This window comes from Mycobacterium sp. NPDC051804 (assembly GCF_044452905.1).
Classification (GTDB): domain Bacteria; phylum Actinomycetota; class Actinomycetes; order Mycobacteriales; family Mycobacteriaceae; genus Mycobacterium.
This window is the reverse complement of the sequence record NZ_JBITCD010000006.1, coordinates 483683-499760: the sequence shown is the minus strand read 5'-3', so window position 1 is coordinate 499760 and position 16078 is coordinate 483683. Positions and strand designations below refer to the sequence as shown.

The 16078-nt window shown below is 66.1% G+C and carries 17 protein-coding genes; 7 read left to right on the top strand and 10 right to left on the bottom strand.

Going from position 1 to position 16078, the window contains the following annotated elements; all coding sequences use genetic code 11:
- Positions 1-70 precede the first annotated feature (70 nt).
- Positions 71-1174 carry a magnesium/cobalt transporter CorA gene (gene corA, locus ACIA48_RS25330; protein ID WP_396738128.1) on the top strand — a complete coding sequence of 368 codons (1104 nt, stop codon included), beginning with the start codon at positions 71-73 and terminating at the stop codon, positions 1172-1174.
- On the opposite strand, the gene ACIA48_RS25325 is transcribed toward corA, so the two are convergent.
- From ACIA48_RS25325 to ACIA48_RS25300, 6 genes are all read right to left on the bottom strand, one after another.
- A complete protein-coding gene (locus ACIA48_RS25325) occupies positions 1171-1764 on the bottom strand; it encodes a suppressor of fused domain protein (RefSeq protein ID WP_396738125.1) in 594 nt (197 codons plus the stop codon). The two genes, corA and ACIA48_RS25325, sit on opposite strands and share 4 nt — an antisense overlap.
- Positions 1761-2948, bottom strand: a complete 1188-nt coding sequence (locus ACIA48_RS25320; RefSeq protein ID WP_396738122.1) for an ABC transporter ATP-binding protein — start codon at positions 2946-2948, stop codon at positions 1761-1763. Before ACIA48_RS25320 ends, ACIA48_RS25325 begins: the two co-directional genes overlap by 4 nt.
- Before the next feature lie 4 nt (positions 2949-2952).
- Complete coding sequence (locus tag ACIA48_RS25315) at positions 2953-3789, bottom strand: carbohydrate ABC transporter permease (protein WP_396738119.1); 837 nt, start codon at positions 3787-3789, stop codon at positions 2953-2955.
- Complete coding sequence (locus tag ACIA48_RS25310) at positions 3789-4700, bottom strand: carbohydrate ABC transporter permease (RefSeq protein WP_396738116.1); 912 nt, start codon at positions 4698-4700, stop codon at positions 3789-3791. Before ACIA48_RS25310 ends, ACIA48_RS25315 begins: the two co-directional genes overlap by 1 nt.
- Complete coding sequence (locus tag ACIA48_RS25305; protein ID WP_396738114.1) at positions 4697-6091, bottom strand: ABC transporter substrate-binding protein; 1395 nt, start codon at positions 6089-6091, stop codon at positions 4697-4699. Before ACIA48_RS25305 ends, ACIA48_RS25310 begins: the two co-directional genes overlap by 4 nt.
- 204 nt (positions 6092-6295) lie before the next feature.
- Positions 6296-6820 (bottom strand): general stress protein, encoded by a 525-nt coding sequence (locus ACIA48_RS25300; RefSeq protein ID WP_396738111.1) that lies wholly within the window; start codon positions 6818-6820, stop codon positions 6296-6298.
- A 120-nt stretch (positions 6821-6940) separates the two neighbouring features.
- Between ACIA48_RS25300 and ACIA48_RS25295 the strand changes: the two genes are divergently transcribed.
- Both ACIA48_RS25295 and ACIA48_RS25290 read left to right on the top strand, forming a co-directional pair.
- Complete coding sequence (locus tag ACIA48_RS25295) at positions 6941-7657, top strand: DUF4190 domain-containing protein (RefSeq protein WP_396738108.1); 717 nt, start codon at positions 6941-6943, stop codon at positions 7655-7657.
- A 21-nt stretch (positions 7658-7678) separates the two neighbouring features.
- Positions 7679-8119, top strand: a complete 441-nt coding sequence (locus ACIA48_RS25290; protein WP_396738105.1) for a DUF4190 domain-containing protein — start codon at positions 7679-7681, stop codon at positions 8117-8119.
- A 4-nt stretch (positions 8120-8123) separates the two neighbouring features.
- Here the strand turns inward: ACIA48_RS25290 and ACIA48_RS25285 are convergent, their stop codons facing one another.
- Entirely contained in the window at positions 8124-9080 is a 957-nt protein-coding gene (locus tag ACIA48_RS25285; protein WP_396738102.1) for an HpcH/HpaI aldolase/citrate lyase family protein, read from the bottom strand.
- 25 nt (positions 9081-9105) lie between these two features.
- Here ACIA48_RS25285 and ACIA48_RS25280 point away from each other — a divergent pair, with 25 nt between their 5' ends.
- The 4 genes from ACIA48_RS25280 (at position 9106) to ACIA48_RS25265 (ending at position 13700) form a co-directional block, all read left to right on the top strand.
- Positions 9106-10401, top strand: a complete 1296-nt coding sequence (locus ACIA48_RS25280) for a magnesium transporter MgtE N-terminal domain-containing protein (RefSeq protein WP_396738099.1) — start codon at positions 9106-9108, stop codon at positions 10399-10401.
- Positions 10398-10949 (top strand): DUF1003 domain-containing protein, encoded by a 552-nt coding sequence (locus ACIA48_RS25275; RefSeq protein ID WP_396738097.1) that lies wholly within the window; start codon positions 10398-10400, stop codon positions 10947-10949. The genes ACIA48_RS25280 and ACIA48_RS25275 overlap by 4 nt, the downstream gene beginning before the upstream one ends.
- A gap of 87 nt (positions 10950-11036) precedes the next feature.
- Positions 11037-12524: a lytic transglycosylase domain-containing protein gene (locus ACIA48_RS25270; protein ID WP_396738095.1), complete on the top strand. Its 1488-nt coding sequence runs from the start codon at positions 11037-11039 to the stop codon at positions 12522-12524.
- 33 nt (positions 12525-12557) lie between these two features.
- Positions 12558-13700: an Mrp/NBP35 family ATP-binding protein gene (locus ACIA48_RS25265; protein ID WP_396738092.1), complete on the top strand. Its 1143-nt coding sequence runs from the start codon at positions 12558-12560 to the stop codon at positions 13698-13700.
- On the opposite strand, the gene tatB is transcribed toward ACIA48_RS25265, so the two are convergent.
- The 3 genes from tatB to rseA form a co-directional block, all read right to left on the bottom strand.
- Complete coding sequence (gene tatB / locus ACIA48_RS25260) at positions 13697-14110, bottom strand: Sec-independent protein translocase protein TatB (protein ID WP_396738089.1); 414 nt, start codon at positions 14108-14110, stop codon at positions 13697-13699. The genes ACIA48_RS25265 and tatB overlap by 4 nt on opposite strands.
- A gap of 2 nt (positions 14111-14112) precedes the next feature.
- The gene (locus tag ACIA48_RS25255) at positions 14113-15603 is read right to left on the bottom strand and encodes a S1C family serine protease (protein WP_396738086.1); all 1491 of its coding nucleotides are present in this window, start codon (positions 15601-15603) and stop codon (positions 14113-14115) included.
- 68 nt (positions 15604-15671) lie between these two features.
- Positions 15672-16073, bottom strand: a complete 402-nt coding sequence (gene rseA / locus ACIA48_RS25250; RefSeq protein ID WP_396738082.1) for an anti-sigma E factor RseA — start codon at positions 16071-16073, stop codon at positions 15672-15674.
- Between the last annotated feature and the right edge of the window lie 5 nt (positions 16074-16078).

Sequence of the window (16078 nt, the reverse complement as noted above, 5' to 3'; positions counted from 1 at the left end):
ACGTGCCGCGTAGCATTCATCAAGGCCCATCAGACCTGCGCTGTAGGTCTTGACCAGGGGAGAGTGACCGATGCCATCGTTTCGTCAGCTACCGCCGTCACTTCGACCCATCGTGCGCGCCAAGGCCACCCAACCGGATGCCGCCTCGATCCATGTTCCCGTCGCGCGAGCGATGGTCGATTGCGCCGTCTATTGCCAGGGCACCCGGCTGCCCGGCAAATACACCCACGCCGCGGCGCTGAACAAGGTGCACGAACTCGAGGCGGAGGGCAAGGACGCCTTCGCGTGGATCGGGCTGCACGGACCCGACGAACACCAGATGCAGGCCGTCGCCGACGTCTTCGGCCTGCACCCGCTGGCCGTCGAGGACGCGGTGCACGCACACCAGCGGCCGAAGCTGGAGCGCTACGACAACACCCTGTTCCTGGTGCTCAAGACCGTGAATTACGTAGAACACGAATCCGTGGCGATGGCCCGCGAGATCGTCGAGACCGGCGAGATCATGATCTTCGTCGGCCAGGATTTCGTGGTCACCGTCCGTCACGGAGAACACGGCGGGCTTGCCGGTGTCCGCAAGAAGTTCGACGCCTCGCCCGCCAGTCTGAACCTCGGGCCCTACGCGGTGATGCACGCGATCGCCGATCACGTCGTGGACAACTATCTCGACGTCACGGATCTGATCGAACAGGACATCGACGCGATAGAAGAGGACATCTTCTCCCCCACCCGCAAGACCGACATCGAATGCATATACCTGCTCAAACGCGAAGTCGTCGAACTACGCCGAGCAGTCAGTCCCCTGACTACCGACCTGCAGCGCATCGGCAGCGACTACGAGGACATCGTCTCGATCGAAGTACGGCGCTACATGCGCGACGTGCTGGACCACACCATGAAGGCATCCGAACGGATTGCCAGCTACGACGAACTGCTCAGCTCACTGGTGCAGGCAGCGGCCGGCAAGGTCGCGATGCAGCAGAACGTCGACATGCGCAAGATCTCGGCGTACGTCGCCATCGCCGCGGTCCCGACGGCCATGGCGGGCATCTACGGCATGAACTTCGACCATATGCCCGAATTGCATTGGACCTACGGCTATCCCGCGGTGCTGCTCGTGATGGTCGTCATTTGCGCGCTGTTGTTCCGGGCGTTCCGGCGCAACCACTGGCTCTAGCTCGGCTGCGCGGCTCTCCTGGTCGGATCAAGCACGTCGACGCCGTCCTGCACCCATGCCTCGCGCATGGCTTCGGCACCTTTGAGCCGCACCCACGCCGCCTCGGTCGCGGTGATCGGCGTTGCGCTCAGCACTGTCACCGGCGGCAACGGGTCGGTCAATGCGATGTCATCGATATCGCTGCGGCTCAAGAGAAAAGCGGAGAACGACGCGCCCTCCCACAGCGGTGTCTCCAGATCGATCAGCGCGTCCGGTTCCAGGATCAGACCTTCGACGGCGGGAGCGGCGGCCAGGATCGCCAGTGAGCGGGCGAGGCCCTTGGGCGTCGGCCCGGAGAGCGCGACGACGGCCTCGGCGCGGGGGCCATGCAACGCATCGGTCACCATTTCCGTGGGATCGAACATGGGGTGACGCGAACAGCCAACCGACACATAATGACTGACACCGCCACTGTCGGGGCCGAAGCGCAACACGTCGATCCGCTCGGTGCCCAGAAACGTGACGCTGGCCTCGACAGGCTCAGCGGTGATGCCGGCACGGGTGAAGTGCTCGCGCAGGTGTGCGCGAACGGCGGCCGGTACGTCGATCACTCGGCCGGCGCGGGCGCCGCGTCGGGGAGCGTGAGGTTCTTACCCGTGTCGGCGTCGAAGATCGTCAGCTTCGACGTGTCGAAGGCCAGCGTCACCGTGTCGCCCTGCTTCGCCTGGGATTCGGTGGAAACCCTTGCCACGAACTCGTTTTCGCCGACACCCGACTCGCTGGCCAACTCGGCAAGCTGGGCAGCCTGCGCACCCGCACCCTCGCTCCTGAAATGCAGGTACTTGTCGGCGCCGAGCGATTCGACCATGTCGACCGTCACGTCGAACGTCAGCGCCCTGATGCGCGCATAGCCGTCCATCACCGCGGAGTCCTCGAGGTGTTCGGGCCGGATGCCGACGATCACGTTGTTGGGCGTCTGGTGCCTGGCGACCAGGTCGTGGACTTCCTGGGTCAGTGTGACCTCGCCGAACGGCAGACGCACGCCGACGTCGGTCATGGTGGCCGGAAAGAAGTTCATCGCAGGCGATCCGATGAAGCCCGCGACGAACAGATTGGCCGGGCGGTTGTACAGCTCGTCCGGCGTGCCGATCTGCTGGGCTTCCCCGGCGAGCAGCACCACCACGCGGTCGCCGAGCGTCATGGCCTCGGTCTGGTCATGGGTGACGTAGACCGTCGTGGTACCCAGCTTGTCCTGCAGGCGGGCGATCTCCGAACGCATCTGCACGCGCAGCTTGGCATCCAGGTTCGACAGCGGCTCGTCCATCAGGAACGCCTTGGGATTGCGCACGATCGCCCGCCCCATGGCCACCCGCTGGCGTTGACCGCCGGACAGCTGCGCGGGCTTACGATCCAGAAGCTGGCTCAGGTCAAGAACTTTCGCGGCCTCCTCGACCTTCTGCGCGATCTCGGCCTTGTTCATCTTGGCCAGGGTCAGCGGGAACGCGATGTTCTGGCGCACGGTCATGTGCGGATATAGCGCATAGGACTGGAACACCATCGCGATGTCGCGGTCCTTGGGCGCCTTCTCGTTGACGCGCTCGCCGCCGATCCTCAGCTCGCCGGAGGAGATGTCCTCCAGACCGGCAATCATGTTGAGCGTGGTCGACTTTCCGCAGCCCGAGGGTCCGACAAGGATGATGAACTCGCCGTCGGCGATGGTCATCGAAAGTTCCTTCACGGCCGTAGCGCCGTTCGGGTAACTCTTGGTCACCCGGTCCAACACGATTTCGGCCATGGAACTACCCCTTCACCGCGCCGGACGTGAGGCCGGCGACGATTCGTCGCTGGAAGATGAGAACAAAGATGATTATCGGGATGGTGATGACCATTGCGCCCGCGGCGATCGACCCGGTCGGTTCTTCGAACTGCGAACTGCCGGTGAAGTTGGCGATCGCCACCGGCGCTGTGATCGCACGCTGGGTCGCCGTCAGTGACAACGCCAACAGCAGGTCGTTCCACGCAAAGATGAAGACCAAAATGGCGGCGGTGACGATGCCGGGTGCGGCCAGCGGGGCGATCACCTTGCGGAAAGCCTGCGCCGGTGTGGCGCCATCCATCTTGGCGGCCTTCTCCAGATCCCACGGGATCTCCTTGAAGAACGCCGAAAGGGTGTAGATCGCCAGCGGCAGCGCGAAGGTGATGTACGGGATGATCAGCCCCGGCCAGGTGTCGAACAATCCCAGCCTGCGCTCGATGTTGAACAGCGGTGTCACCAACGAGATCTGCGGGAACATCGCGATCAGCAGAGCCACACCGACCAGCAGTCGCTTACCCGGGAACGCCAGTCGCGCCACCGCGTATGCCGCCATGCCACCGATCACCACCGCGATCACTGTGGTGATCAAGCCGATGCCGATCGAGTTGATCAGCGCCGAGCTGAACGCATCGCCGGAGAAGATTCCCTTGTAGTTGTCGAAGGTGACCTGCGTCGGTATCAGCTTGCCGTCCTTGACACTTGACGTCGGCTTCAGCGACAGGCTCAGGATCCACAGCACCGGCAGCAGCGCATAGACGATGACGATGATGTTGACGACCGTCCAGCCGGTCGCCCGGCCCGCACCAACCCGTTCTCTCATCAACGCCCCTCCTCTTCAGAGCCGGGCGCCGCCGCACCGAAGAGCTTGATGTAGATGAACGCGATGATCGCCACCGACAGAAATATCAGCACGCTGATCGCGGATCCCAGCCCCAGGTTGAACGCCTTGAACAGGTTGTCGTAGCCCAGGATTGAGACCGAACCGGTGTCGTTGGCTCCCCCGGTGAGCACGTAGATGTTGTCGAAGATGCGGAACGCGTCCAGCGTGCGGAACAGCAGCGCGACGAGAATCGCGGGTTTGATCAGCGGCAGGATCACCTTGACCAGCCGCTTCCACGCCCCCGCACCGTCGACTTGGGCGGCGTTGAGCAGATCCTGTGGCACCAGCGCCAAACCGGCGAGCAACAGCAGCGCCATGAACGGCGTCGTCTTCCATACCTCGGCGAGGACCACGATGGCCAGCGACGGCAACTGCTCGGTGAGCGGAGCGCTGCCCTCGGGCAGGAGGTTGGCCAGATACCCGGTGCCGGGCGTCCACGCGTAGTACCAGCTGTAGGACGCCGCGACCGTGACAATACCGTACGGAATCAGGATCGCCGTGCGCACAACGCCTTTGCCGAAGATCGTGCGGTGCATCACCAGCGCCAGTGCCATGCCCAGCACGAACTCGATGGCAACCGACACGACGGTGATCGCCAGCGTGACGACGAACGCAGTCCACCAGTACCTGTCGGACAGCACCGTGATGTAGTTGTCCAGGCCGACGAACTCGACGTCGTCGGGCTGCGCGAGGTTGTAGCGCTGCAGGCTGAGCCACACCGCATACCCGATCGGGTAGGCGGTGACGGCCAGCATCAAGATGACGGCGGGTGCGATTAGCGTGAAGGCCAGGCGCCGTTCGGATTTCGTGTCATCGGTGCCGACCTTGACCGGCTCAGCGGTGGCGGTCACGGAATCAGCCCCTTACCGTCGATCGCCTTCTGCACCTGCACGGTCAACTCGTCGGCCATCCGCTCCGGATCGATGTCCGTCACGGGGGCCAGCGTCGCCGAGATACGGGTGGAGACCGCCTGATAGACCGGCGTCGCGGGCCGGACGGCCGCGTTGGTCAACTGCTCGCGGATGATCTCGTACTGCGGGTACTTCTTTTGGAATGTCGGATCGTCGTAGAGCGATGCGCGGACTGCGGGCAGCCCTCCCTCGACCGATGTGTAGCGCTGATTCTGCGTATTGCGCATGCACCGGATGGCCTCGAACGCCTCTGCGGGATGTTGCGTCGTCTTGGCCACGGCGAGGTTGAGGCCGCCCAGTGTCACCCTGGCGGGCTCGTCGGTCACGCCCGGGTAGTTCGCGAATCCGAATACCTTCTTGCTGGCCTCGTAGGCCGCTTCGAATTGTTCGTCGCTCGGCGAGAAGGTGCCGACGTCGTTGATACTGCCCGCCAGCGCGGGGTCGTCGTTCAGCGGCAGAAACGAAACCCCGCCCTTGACCGCGTTCTCCAGCATCGACGGCAGCACGAACGGCCAGTTCACCTCGAGCGCGGCCTTGCCCTGTTCCAGCGCAAGACGCGCGGTGCCCTCGTCCGTCTGCGTGATCGACGGATCGGCGCCGGGTGCGGTGGCAACCGCCTTCATGATCTCGAGCGCCTTGACCGTCGCGGCACGGTGCTCTTCGGTGTCGGTCAGTGTGACTGTTTTGCCGTCGTCGGAAAGAACTTGACCGCCAGCGCTTTCCAACAGCGTGTTGAACCACACCACCAGACCCTCGTACTGCTTGGCCTGCAGCGCGATCCAACTCGGCTTGCCCTCGGCGTGCAGACGCGTGGCCTCGGCCACCATCGCGTCCCATGTCGCAGGTGGCTCGTCCATCAAGTCTGCTCGGTACCAGAGCAATTGGGTGTTCGTGGTGATCGGCGCGGCATACAGCTTGTCCTGCCACCTCGCGGTTTCCAGCGGGCCCGGCAGGGTGTCGGTGGTCGCATCGGCCTCGGCCTTGCCCGCCGGGTCGTCGGACAGCGGCAATGCCCAACCGGCCTCGGCGAACTCGGCGGTCCACACCACGTCGAGCGCCATCACGTCGAGCGTCTTGTCATTGCCCGTCAGCCGACGCGCCAACTGCAACCGCTGAGCGTCTGCTTCTTTCGGCAGGCTGATCTGCTGGATGGTGAAGCGACCGCCCAACTCCTCGTTGCACCGCTTGGCGACCGCGGTGAACGTGGCCATCTCGCTGGCCGGTGTGTAGTAGTTGATGACGATTCCGCCGCCGGCTGATCCGCACGCCGAAACCATCGACGCCGCCGTCAGTGCGGCCAACGCCGCAGCACCAAGCCGCCGTGGGCGCACCGCTGCCTCCGTCCGGGTCTGATGTCGTCGCCGGGCGACTCCGGGTCCGACGTCGCCGCCGGGGCGGCTCCGGGGAACCACCCCGCGCGGAAACCGTATTGCCAGTTACGCGTGATTTGCAACACTTGCCGCGCGTGCATCCGACACCGTTACGCAATTGCGCGTGTGAGCAAAGTGCCAGCTAACGCCAGCGCGTTCCCGGGACTAGATCTTCAAGCGTGCCAGCAGATCCCGGCCACGCTCGGCGCTCTGCGGGTCGCACAGCACGTCGTAACGTCCGGCGACGAGTTGCATCGTCGAGCTGAAATCTCTTGTGCCACGGGCCATCGCGTACGGAATCGCCGATGTGATGAGGCCGAAGAACACCCCGGCGATGAGGCCGGTAATCAGCGCGCCCCACGGGCTGGGGCTGAAGAATCCCAGGATCAGGCCGATGAACAGGCCCAGCCACGCCCCGGTGAGAACACCGCCGCCAAGCACCTTGGGCCAACTCAGCCTGCCGGTGACGCGTTCCACCTGCATCAGGTCGACGCCGACGATCGTCACCTGTTCGACGGGAAACTCCTGATCCGATAGGTAGTCGACCGCGCGCTGCGCCTCGGCGTAGGTCGGATAGGACCCGATGGGCCACCCTTTCGGCGGTGTGGGCAGAGCCGCGGGCCCCCGTCGGGTGGTCGGTGTGCCTGGCGTTGCGCCGGCCGGCTGTCCAGGCTGGAAGGGGCTGGTCATCGGTAAATCATTCTCCTCTATTGCGCGCCCGGTGTCGCCGCGGTTTCCGCTGGCGATCTCACCCACCACAACGTCTTCGGCTCCGCAAACGTGCCCTGTATTTGCGCTAGGTTGAACAGCATGACAAATCCGGGCGACGACGCTGGCCAAACGGCATCATCCGGCTCCGGCGACGGGGCATCCGAGCCGGCATCGACCAGCTACGAGGCACCGCCGATCGAGCAGAGCCAGGAGCCGTCCGCGGAATTGCACGAAGGTGCGACTCAGGTTTACGAACAGCGGCCGCTCGATCAGCCAACGCAGGTCTACGAGCAGAGGCCATTCGAGCAGCCCGGGTATACGCCTCCGCCGGCGTACGACCCCACACCCCAGTCGGCCCCGGACTATCCGCAAAGCGGGTTCCCGCCGCCACTCGATCAACCCGGTTATCCGCCGCCCCCGCCGTTCGGCACGCCGCCTCCCGGGTTCGGTCCACCGCCTCCCGGCTTCGGTCCTCCGCCTCCGCCTCCGGGCTACGGCCCGCCACCCGGCTTCGGTCCTCCGCCTCCGCCTCCGGGCTTCGGTCCCCCTCCGGGGTATCCGGCTTCGCCGTACGCCGCGTACGGGCCACCAACGGAGAAAACCAACGCGATGGCGATCGGCTCGCTGGTGGCGTCGATCGTCGGATTCTGCTGTGGCATCGGCGCGATCGTCGGCATCGTGCTCGGCATCGTCGCCATGAACCAGATCAAAACGAGCGGTGAGAAGGGCCAAGCCCTGGCAATCGCCGGCATCGCGGTCGGTGTGGTGGCAATCATCCTGAACGGGCTCATCACCATCGGTGCAATGAGCGGTTGATCGTCGGACACGGGCGGACAGATGAACATCAGCGACCCCGAACGTCCGGCGCAGGAGTCGCAGCCCGGCGGCTTCGAGTACCCCAGTAACTATCCCGACTATCCGTCCGAGTCCGGGTTCCCACCGCCGATCTATCCGCCGCCTCCACCACCCGGATACCCGGGCATGCCAGCGTATTACCCGGCGTATGACCCGTATCGACAGCTGACGCCGCCCGGCACGAACGGCAAGGCGATCGCTTCGCTCGTCACGTCGATCGCGGGCTGGGTGTGCTGCGCACCGTTGGCGACCGTCGGGCTGATCCTGGGTGTGATCGGGATGCGCGAGACGAGACGCACCGGACAAGAGGGGTGGGGAATGGCCCTGGCTGGCACGATAATCGGCGGCCTGTTCACGGTCGCGCTGGTGATCGTCTTACTGCTCTACATCGCGCTCATGTTCAGTGGGTGGCAGTGGACCTAGTGCGCTAGCTGGGCGGGCGGAACGGCTCGCCTTTGCGTTCCATACCGGCAGCGCGTCCCTTGCCTGCGATCACCAACGCCATCTTGCGGCTGGCCTCGTCGATCATCTCGTCGCCGAGCATCACCGCACCTCGCGCACCGCCGGCCCGCGAGGTGTGCCACTCGTAGGCCTCGAGGATCAGCTCGGCGTGGTCATAGGACTCCTGGCGCGGGCTGAAGATCTCATTGCCCGCCTCGATCTGGTCCGGGTGCAGCACCCACTTGCCGTCGTAACCCAGCGCCGCGGACCGGCCGGCGATCCGTCGGAAGCCGTCGACGTCGCGCACCTTCAGATACGGACCGTCGATCGCCAAGATGCCGCGCGTACGGGCCGCGACGAGGATCCGCATCAACACGTGATGGTGGGCGTCGCCAACGTCGTAGCCCTCGGGCTGCTCGCCGACCTCGAGCGTGCGCATGTTGAGGCTGGCCGCCATGTCTGCGGGACCGAGCACCAACGCCTGCACGCGCGGGGCCGCCGCGATCGCATCGATGTTCGTCAGGCCTTCGGCGTTCTCGATCTGAGCTTCAATACCGATGCGGCCCAACGGTAATCCGTGCGTCGCCTCGAGTTGACTCAGCAGCAGGTCGAGCGCGTGGATGTGCGAGACGTCGGAAACTTTCGGCAATACGACGATGTCCAGCGACGCTCCTGCCGCCGACACGACGTCGATCACGTCCGCGTGTGTCCACGGCGTCGTCCAGTCGTTCACCCGAACACCGCGCAACTGTTCGCCCCAACCAGGCTCGCCCAATGCCGCCGCCACAGCGGCACGCGCATCGGCCTTGGCGTCGGGTGCGACCGCGTCCTCGAGATCGAGGAACACCTCGTCGGCGGGCAGACTCTTTGCCTTCTCGATCATCTTCGCGCTGCTACCCGGAACCGAAAGAATCGTTCGACGGGGTCGATAGCGGTTTTCCACAACCCCACTCTCTACCCTTTTAGGCATGGCGGCGGTCAACAGGGTCTATGCGGCCCGACTCGCGGGGATGGTGGTGCTGGGGCCTGACGGGGAGTCCCTAGGCCGCGTGCGCGACGTGGTGATCAGCATCAGCATTGTGCGCCAACAGCCGCGCGTGCTCGGTCTTGTCGTTGAATTGCTCACGCGCCGAAGAATTTTCGTACCGATTCTGCGGGTGACGTCCATCGATCCCGGCGCTGTCACATTGGCGACCGGCAGCGTTTCGCTGCGCAAGTTTCACCAGCGCCCCGGTGAGGTGCTGGTGCTCGGCCAAGTGGTCGAAACCCGGGTCAGGGTCGACGATCCCGATCAGGAACATCTGGCCGGCCTCGATGTGTACGTGGTCGATCTCGGCATAGAGCCGACCCGCACGCGCGACTGGATGGTGACCAAGGTGGCGGTGCGCCCGGCGCGGCGCCTTGGCCGCCGCGGCAATGTGCAGATCGTCGACTGGCAACACGTGCAGGGGCTCACCCCGTCGGGCCTGGCGATGCCCGACCAGGGCGTCGCTCAACTGCTCGAGCAGTTCGTGGGGCAGCGCGCCGTCGAGGTGGCCGAGGCGATTCGCGAGCTACCCGAGAAACGCCGATACGAGGTGGTCAACGCACTTGACGACGAGCGGTTGGCCGACGTGCTGCAGGAGCTGCCAGAAGACGAGCAGGCGAACATGCTCAGGCGGCTGCCCCCGGAGCGCGCCGCAGATGTGCTCGAGGCCATGGACCCCGACGATGCCGCCGACCTTCTGGGCACCATGACGCCGACAGACGCCGAACAGTTCCTGCGCCGAATGGACCCCGAAGACTCCGAGGATGTGCGCCGGCTGCTGTCCCACTCGCCCGACACCGCAGGTGGTCTGATGACGTCGGAACCGGTGGTGCTGGCCCCGGACACCACAGTTGCCGAGGCGCTGGCCCGCGTCCGCGACCCCGACTTGACCCCGGCGCTGGCGTCCCTGGTTTTCGTGAGCCGCGCTCCCACCGCCACCCCGACCGGCCATTACCTGGGCTGCGTGCACCTGCAGCGGCTCCTGCGGGAACCCCCCGCAGAGTTGGTCAGCGGGATCGTGGACACCGACCTGCCGAATCTGGCGCCTGAGGACTCGCTGTCGGCGGTGACGCGGTACTTCGCCGCCTACAACCTGGTGTGCGGCCCCGTCGTCGATGAGGAGAACCACCTGCTCGGCGCGGTCTCGGTCGATGACGTGCTCGACCATCTACTGCCTCATGACTGGCGCGAGCAGGAAGAGCCCGAGCTCTTCACCACGGCCGAGGGTGCGTCATGAGCGACATGACGGCGCGCCAGCGTCTGGACACCCCGCGGGTCTCCCGCCGCCGCTTCTCACTCAACGTCGACGCCGAGGCCGTCGGCAAGTTTTCCGAGTCCATCGCACGGTTCCTCGGCACCGGCCGCTATCTCGCGTGGCAGACCATGCTGGTGATCATTTGGATCATCCTGAATCTGTTTGCCGTGGGGCTGCAATGGGATCCGTATCCGTTCATCCTGCTCAACCTCGCCTTCTCCACGCAGGCCGCATATGCGGCGCCGCTGATTTTGCTGGCTCAGAATCGGCAGGAGAATCGGGACCGGGTGTCGCTGGACGAGGACCGTCGGCGGGCCGAACAGACCAAGGCCGACACCGAGTATCTGGCCCGTGAGCTGGCCGCATTGCGATTGGCGGTCGGCGAAGTGGCCACCCGCGACTACCTGCGGCGCGAGCTCGAAGAGATCCATGAGTTGCTCAATCGATTGCAGCCGCCGACGGGGTCCGACAAGCGTGACGGCGCCGCGAAAGCGGAGCCCGGTGAGCGCCGCTCGAAAAAGCCCAGCTGAATCACGTAACGCCATTGCTGTAACGCGCGAGATAAGTACTAGGTATGGTGACTTGGTTCACAAACACCACAGACCAAGGACGGTTGAGTGCACATAGGGGGAGGGCGCGCTCTCAAGGCAGCGCGACGCCAGGCTGAGCGGGCTGCGCACCACGTCGCCGGCGCTGCGTCCCGCGTCCGCACCACCGACATCAGCGGTGCACTGCGACCGTCACATTTGCGCGGCACCCTGACCCCTGCCCGCGCCCGCGCCGCCTCCGGGTTCGCGGTCATCGCGCCGATCATTCTGGTCGGGGCTGTGGGTGCCTCGGTACAGCCGGACACGCCGGTCCGCGACGCCGCGGTGACACCGTTGGCCGCTGTCGAGTCGTCCTCGGTCGACCGCGCGGGCGCGACGGTGGTGGCTGTCACGAAAGAGCCGACCGACTTCCACATCGCCGCGTCCGCAGCGTCTTCTCCGACGCCCGCGATGGGTGTGAACGCGCCTGGAACACTTCGCATTCCGGCGATGGCACTCTCGGCGTACCGCAACGCCGAGCGGATGATGGCCGTGGCACAACCCGGCTGCGGCGTCAGCTGGAACCTGCTGGCAGGCATCGGGCGTATCGAATCGATGCACGCCTACGGTGGCGCCACAGACTCCCGGGGTACCGCCGTGCGGCCGATCTACGGACCGGCACTGGACGGGACACTGCCGGGCAACGAGGTCATCGTCCAGAACCGCAACGCCGAGCGCGTCACCTACGCCCGCGCAATGGGCCCAATGCAGTTCCTGCCCGGTACGTGGTCGCGCTACGCATCCGACGGCGACGGCGACGGCAAGGCCGAGGTGCAGAACCTTTTCGATTCGACTCTCGCGGCGGCCCGCTATCTGTGCAGCGGCAACATGAACCTGCGCGACCAGTCCCACGTGATGTCCGCGATCCTGCGTTACAACAACTCGGTGGCCTACGCGCGCAATGTGCTGGGCTGGGCCGCCGCGTACGCCACCGGCGTCGTGCCCGTCGACCTGCCGCCGATCACCGGGTCGGTCCCCGTACTTGGCGACGATGAGGCCGGCGCCACGCATCTCAACGCATACGAGGGCCTCGGCCCCGGGTTGCCGCTCAACGCGCTCGGCCTGCCCTCGAACGATCCACTGGCACTGATGCCGGTGCTGTCGCGCAGCGATGTCGCCAGCCAGCTCCCCGGATTTGTCCCGGGCCAGCGGCTAGGTCCGCTGCCGGGTCCCGCGCCCGGCCCGCTGGCAGCACCGCCCGTACAGACGCAACAGCCGTGGGTGCCGCCGTGGGTGCAGCCGCCTCCGAAGCCGGAGTGCGCCGTGTTCTGCATCAAGGATCAGCCCGCGCCGCTGCAAGCTGCGATCGGACCGACAGCCCCGCCGGGAATGGCACCGCCACCCGGTCCTCTGGCACCCGCGCCGGGTCCCCTTCCGGCGGCACCTGCGCCGGGTCCGTTGGCACCGCCTCCTGGCCCGCCGCCCGGTCCCGTCGCACCGCAAGGTGCACCTCCGGGACCGGCGCCGGGGCCTGCCGAAGCGCCGCTGCCCGGTCCTGCGCCCGGCCCGACTGGTTAGGACGCGTGTCGGGTCGGCTTAGACTCGACAGTGATGTCTTCTACTTCCTCTGACCTCGAGTCCGCGGTCCGTTCCGGGCTGACGAAAGTGATCGACCCCGAATTGCGGCGGCCGATCACCGAGCTCGGCATGGTGAAAAGCGTCACCATCGAACCGGACGGCGGGGTTCATGTCGAGGTGTATCTGACCACCGCGGCGTGCCCGAAGAAGACCGAGATCTCCGAGCTCGTCAGCCAGGCCGTCGCCGATGTCCCCGGTACCGGCGCCGTGAAGGTGACCCTCGACGTGATGAGCGACGAGCAGCGGACCGAGCTGCGCAAGCAGCTGCGCGGCGATTCCCGCGAGCCTGTCATTCCGTTCGCCCAGCCCGGCTCGTTGACCCGGGTGTACGCCGTGGCGTCCGGTAAGGGTGGCGTCGGCAAGTCCAGCGTCACCGTCAACCTGGCCGCCGCCATGGCCGCGCGCGGCCTGTCGGTCGGCGTGTTGGACGCCGACATCTACGGGCATTCGGTGCCGCGGATGATGGGCACCACTGACCGGCCCACCCAGGTCGAGTCGATGATCGTGCCCCCGGTCGCGCACGACGTCCGCGTCATCTCGATCTCGATGTTCACCCAGGGCAACACACCCGTCGTCTGGCGCGGACCGATGCTGCACCGTGCGCTGCAGCAGTTCCTGGCCGACGTCTACTGGGGCGATCTGGACATCCTGCTGCTCGACCTGCCGCCGGGCACCGGAGACATCGCCATCTCGGTGGCCCAGCTGATTCCCGGCGCGGAGATCCTGGTGGTGACGACGCCTCAATTGGCGGCCGCCGAAGTCGCCGAACGGGCCGGCGCTATCGCGCTGCAGACCCGGCAGCGCATCGCAGGCGTGGTCGAGAACATGTCCGGTCTCCTGCTCCCCGACGGCACGACGATGCAGATCTTCGGTGAGGGCGGCGGCAAACAGGTCGCCGAGAGCCTCTCGCGTTCGGTGGGCGCCGATGTGCCCCTGCTGGGCCAGGTTCCGCTGGATCCCGCGTTGGTGGCCGCGGGTGACGCTGGGGTGCCGCTGGTCCTGTCGGCGCCGGATTCGGTAGCGGGCAAGGAATTACGCAGCATCGCCGACGCACTGTCGAGCCGCAAGCGCGGACTCGCAGGCATGTCGCTGGGCCTCGACCCGGCGGGGCGCTAAGTCGCGTCGCTGTCGTAAGGGGTCTTCGCCGGCGGTGTCTCCGGTGGCGTGGGCGTCGGGGCCGCGGGTATCGGCGCACCGTCGCTGACGGGTTTCTCGATATTGGTTGCCGGGGTGTCGAGTTTGCCCGTGAAAATCGAATCATCGCCGTCGAGAAGATGTTTGGTTAGCGCGGCACGCGGCGTCATACCCCGTAGCTTGTTCAGCTGACTCAACGGCTCGCGAAGGTCGTCGAACTCCGGACCCAGGTCGTCACGCAGCTGGCTGGTGGCGCCGCTGATGTAGTCGCGGGCCTGCCGCAAGGTGCTCGACGTCCACCGGATGGCACCCGGCAGCCGTTCCGGTCCCAGGATCACCAGACCAGCGATCACCAGGACCAGCATCTCGCCCCAGCCGACGTTGGCGAACATCTCTAGGTGCTGTTGTCGGGGCCGGGGTTGACGGTCAGAACGACGGGCCTGCCGTCACGCATGACCTCGATGGGCGCGTCCTGTCCGATCTTGAGTTGGCGCACCGCGACGACGAATTCGTCTGCGTCAGCGACGGTTCGGTCCCCCACCTTCACGACGACGTCGTTCTCCAGGATGCCCGCCTTCTCCGCCGGACTCCCCGCCTTCACGTTGGCCACCTGAGCGCCCGACGCGAGGTCGTTGCTCACCGAGCGGGCGGTCAGGCCCAGCGTCGGGTGTGCGATCTTGCCGTCCTTGATCAGTGACTCGATGACCGTCTTGACCTCGTTCACCGGAATCGCGAAGCCGAGGCCACTGGCACTGTCGGACAACGACTTACCCGCGGTGTTGATCCCGATGACGTCACCATTCATGTCGATCAGCGGGCCACCGGAGTTGCCGTGGTTGATCGAGGCGTCGGTCTGCACGCCGTCGATGACGGTGTCGGTATCCGAGCCATCACCGGACAGCGGGACCGGGCGGTGCAACGCGCTGATGATGCCCTGCGTGACCGTGCTGCGCAGACCCAGCGGGGCACCTGCGGCGATCACCTCTTCGCCGACGAAAAGCTTGTCGGAGTCGCCCAGTTTGGCGACCGTCAGATTGTCGACGTTGTCGACCTTGAGCACGGCGAGGTCGGTCTTGGGGTCACGGCCGACGAGGTTGGCAGGCACTTCCTTACCGTCGTTGAAGACCACGGTCATCTTGTACTTGCTCGCGTTGACCGCGGCCTCTGAAATCACGTGGTTGTTGGTGACGATGTAGCCGCGGCCGTCGACGACGACGCCTGAGCCCTGAGAACCTTCCTCGTCACTCTTGGTCTCGATCGTGACCACCGAATCAGCAATCGCCGCAGCAACTTTGGCGAACCGTCCCTCTGGCGCGTCGCCGACATCGCTGGTCTCCAGGGTCACCTTGGAGGTGGTGAACGCCTGGACCACCTCTGCCGTGGTTCGGCCCACCCAGCCACCGGCGAAACCGATGACGATCGCGACGATGCCGAGGACCGCCAGCGCGACGTAGGACACCTTGCCGCCGAAGAGGACGTCGCGCACACCAAGCTTTCCGGTGTTGAGGTCCGACACCGTGCGTGGCGGCTGGGTCATCGCCGGGGTGCCCAGCTCCACCGGGGCGCCCGGATTGCGCCACGGGTCATCGAATTCGTCGGCGCCCTGCCCGTCGCGCTCGGCGTCCAGGGCGCCGGCGTCCGCCGGGTGACGCTGAAGCGAGTCGCCGCCGGCATACGGTCGGCCGAATGCCTCGGCCAGCACCGGATCGGGAGGCTGATCCTTTGGCGTGAAGGCACCTTGGTCGCGATACTTCTCCGCACCGAGGAAGGACCCGCTCACGCCGTCGGGCCTGCCGAACGCGCGCCGTGACGCCGGGTCGACCGGCGGCCGCGACACCGGTCGCGGTTCGAGACGTTCGCGCCCGGTCTCGTCCAGATTGCTCACCCGTTCATCACCTCTATCCGAACGCCAGCAATGGCCGGCGCACGCCGTTGATCAACTTTGTATCCACCCTACCGGCGCTTACGGCGGCCCTGATGCGCGCCGTCAGCTAACTGCGCGTCCTGCGTCGACGCGGCCGGATCTCCGGCGTTGCCACTGCAGAGCGGAATCTGTGACAGCTGACCCAGCAACGAGCTCGGGATGGCTATCGGATGAGATTCCCGCAGTGCACTCCGTGCCTGACGCTGCGCATCGACCTCTGCGGCGCACTGCGGGCACAACGACAGATGGCTGGCCGCGCGCAGATGTGGAGTCAGGCGCAATTCGTTGTCGACGAACGCCGCGATGGCCTCGGTCGACAGATGCTCAGTGGACCCGAACTGTCGAGGCCCCACGGGCCCTTCGCTCTGTGACGCCAGCTGAGCAGGCAGCCAGGAGAACGCGCGGCGGAACACATGCCCCGGGTCGACCATCGCCC

Bases quoted from the DNA above. Each gene is read 5' to 3' on its own strand.
- ACIA48_RS25280 (WP_396738099.1), top strand. From the start codon at position 9,106: ATGGCGGCGGTCAACAGGGTCTATGCGGCCCGACTCGCGGGGATGGTG.
- ACIA48_RS25275 (WP_396738097.1), top strand. From the start codon at position 10,398: ATGAGCGACATGACGGCGCGCCAGCGTCTGGACACCCCGCGGGTCTCC.
- ACIA48_RS25315 (WP_396738119.1), bottom strand. From the start codon at position 3,789: ATGAGAGAACGGGTTGGTGCGGGCCGGGCGACCGGCTGGACGGTCGTC.
- rseA (WP_396738082.1), bottom strand. From the start codon at position 16,073: ATGGTCGACCCGGGGCATGTGTTCCGCCGCGCGTTCTCCTGGCTGCCT.
- ACIA48_RS25300 (WP_396738111.1), bottom strand. From the start codon at position 6,820: ATGACCAGCCCCTTCCAGCCTGGACAGCCGGCCGGCGCAACGCCAGGC.
- ACIA48_RS25295 (WP_396738108.1), top strand. From the start codon at position 6,941: ATGACAAATCCGGGCGACGACGCTGGCCAAACGGCATCATCCGGCTCC.
- ACIA48_RS25265 (WP_396738092.1), top strand. From the start codon at position 12,558: ATGTCTTCTACTTCCTCTGACCTCGAGTCCGCGGTCCGTTCCGGGCTG.
- ACIA48_RS25320 (WP_396738122.1), bottom strand. From the start codon at position 2,948: ATGGCCGAAATCGTGTTGGACCGGGTGACCAAGAGTTACCCGAACGGC.
- ACIA48_RS25290 (WP_396738105.1), top strand. From the start codon at position 7,679: ATGAACATCAGCGACCCCGAACGTCCGGCGCAGGAGTCGCAGCCCGGC.
- tatB (WP_396738089.1), bottom strand. From the start codon at position 14,110: ATGTTCGCCAACGTCGGCTGGGGCGAGATGCTGGTCCTGGTGATCGCT.
- corA (WP_396738128.1), top strand. From the start codon at position 71: ATGCCATCGTTTCGTCAGCTACCGCCGTCACTTCGACCCATCGTGCGC.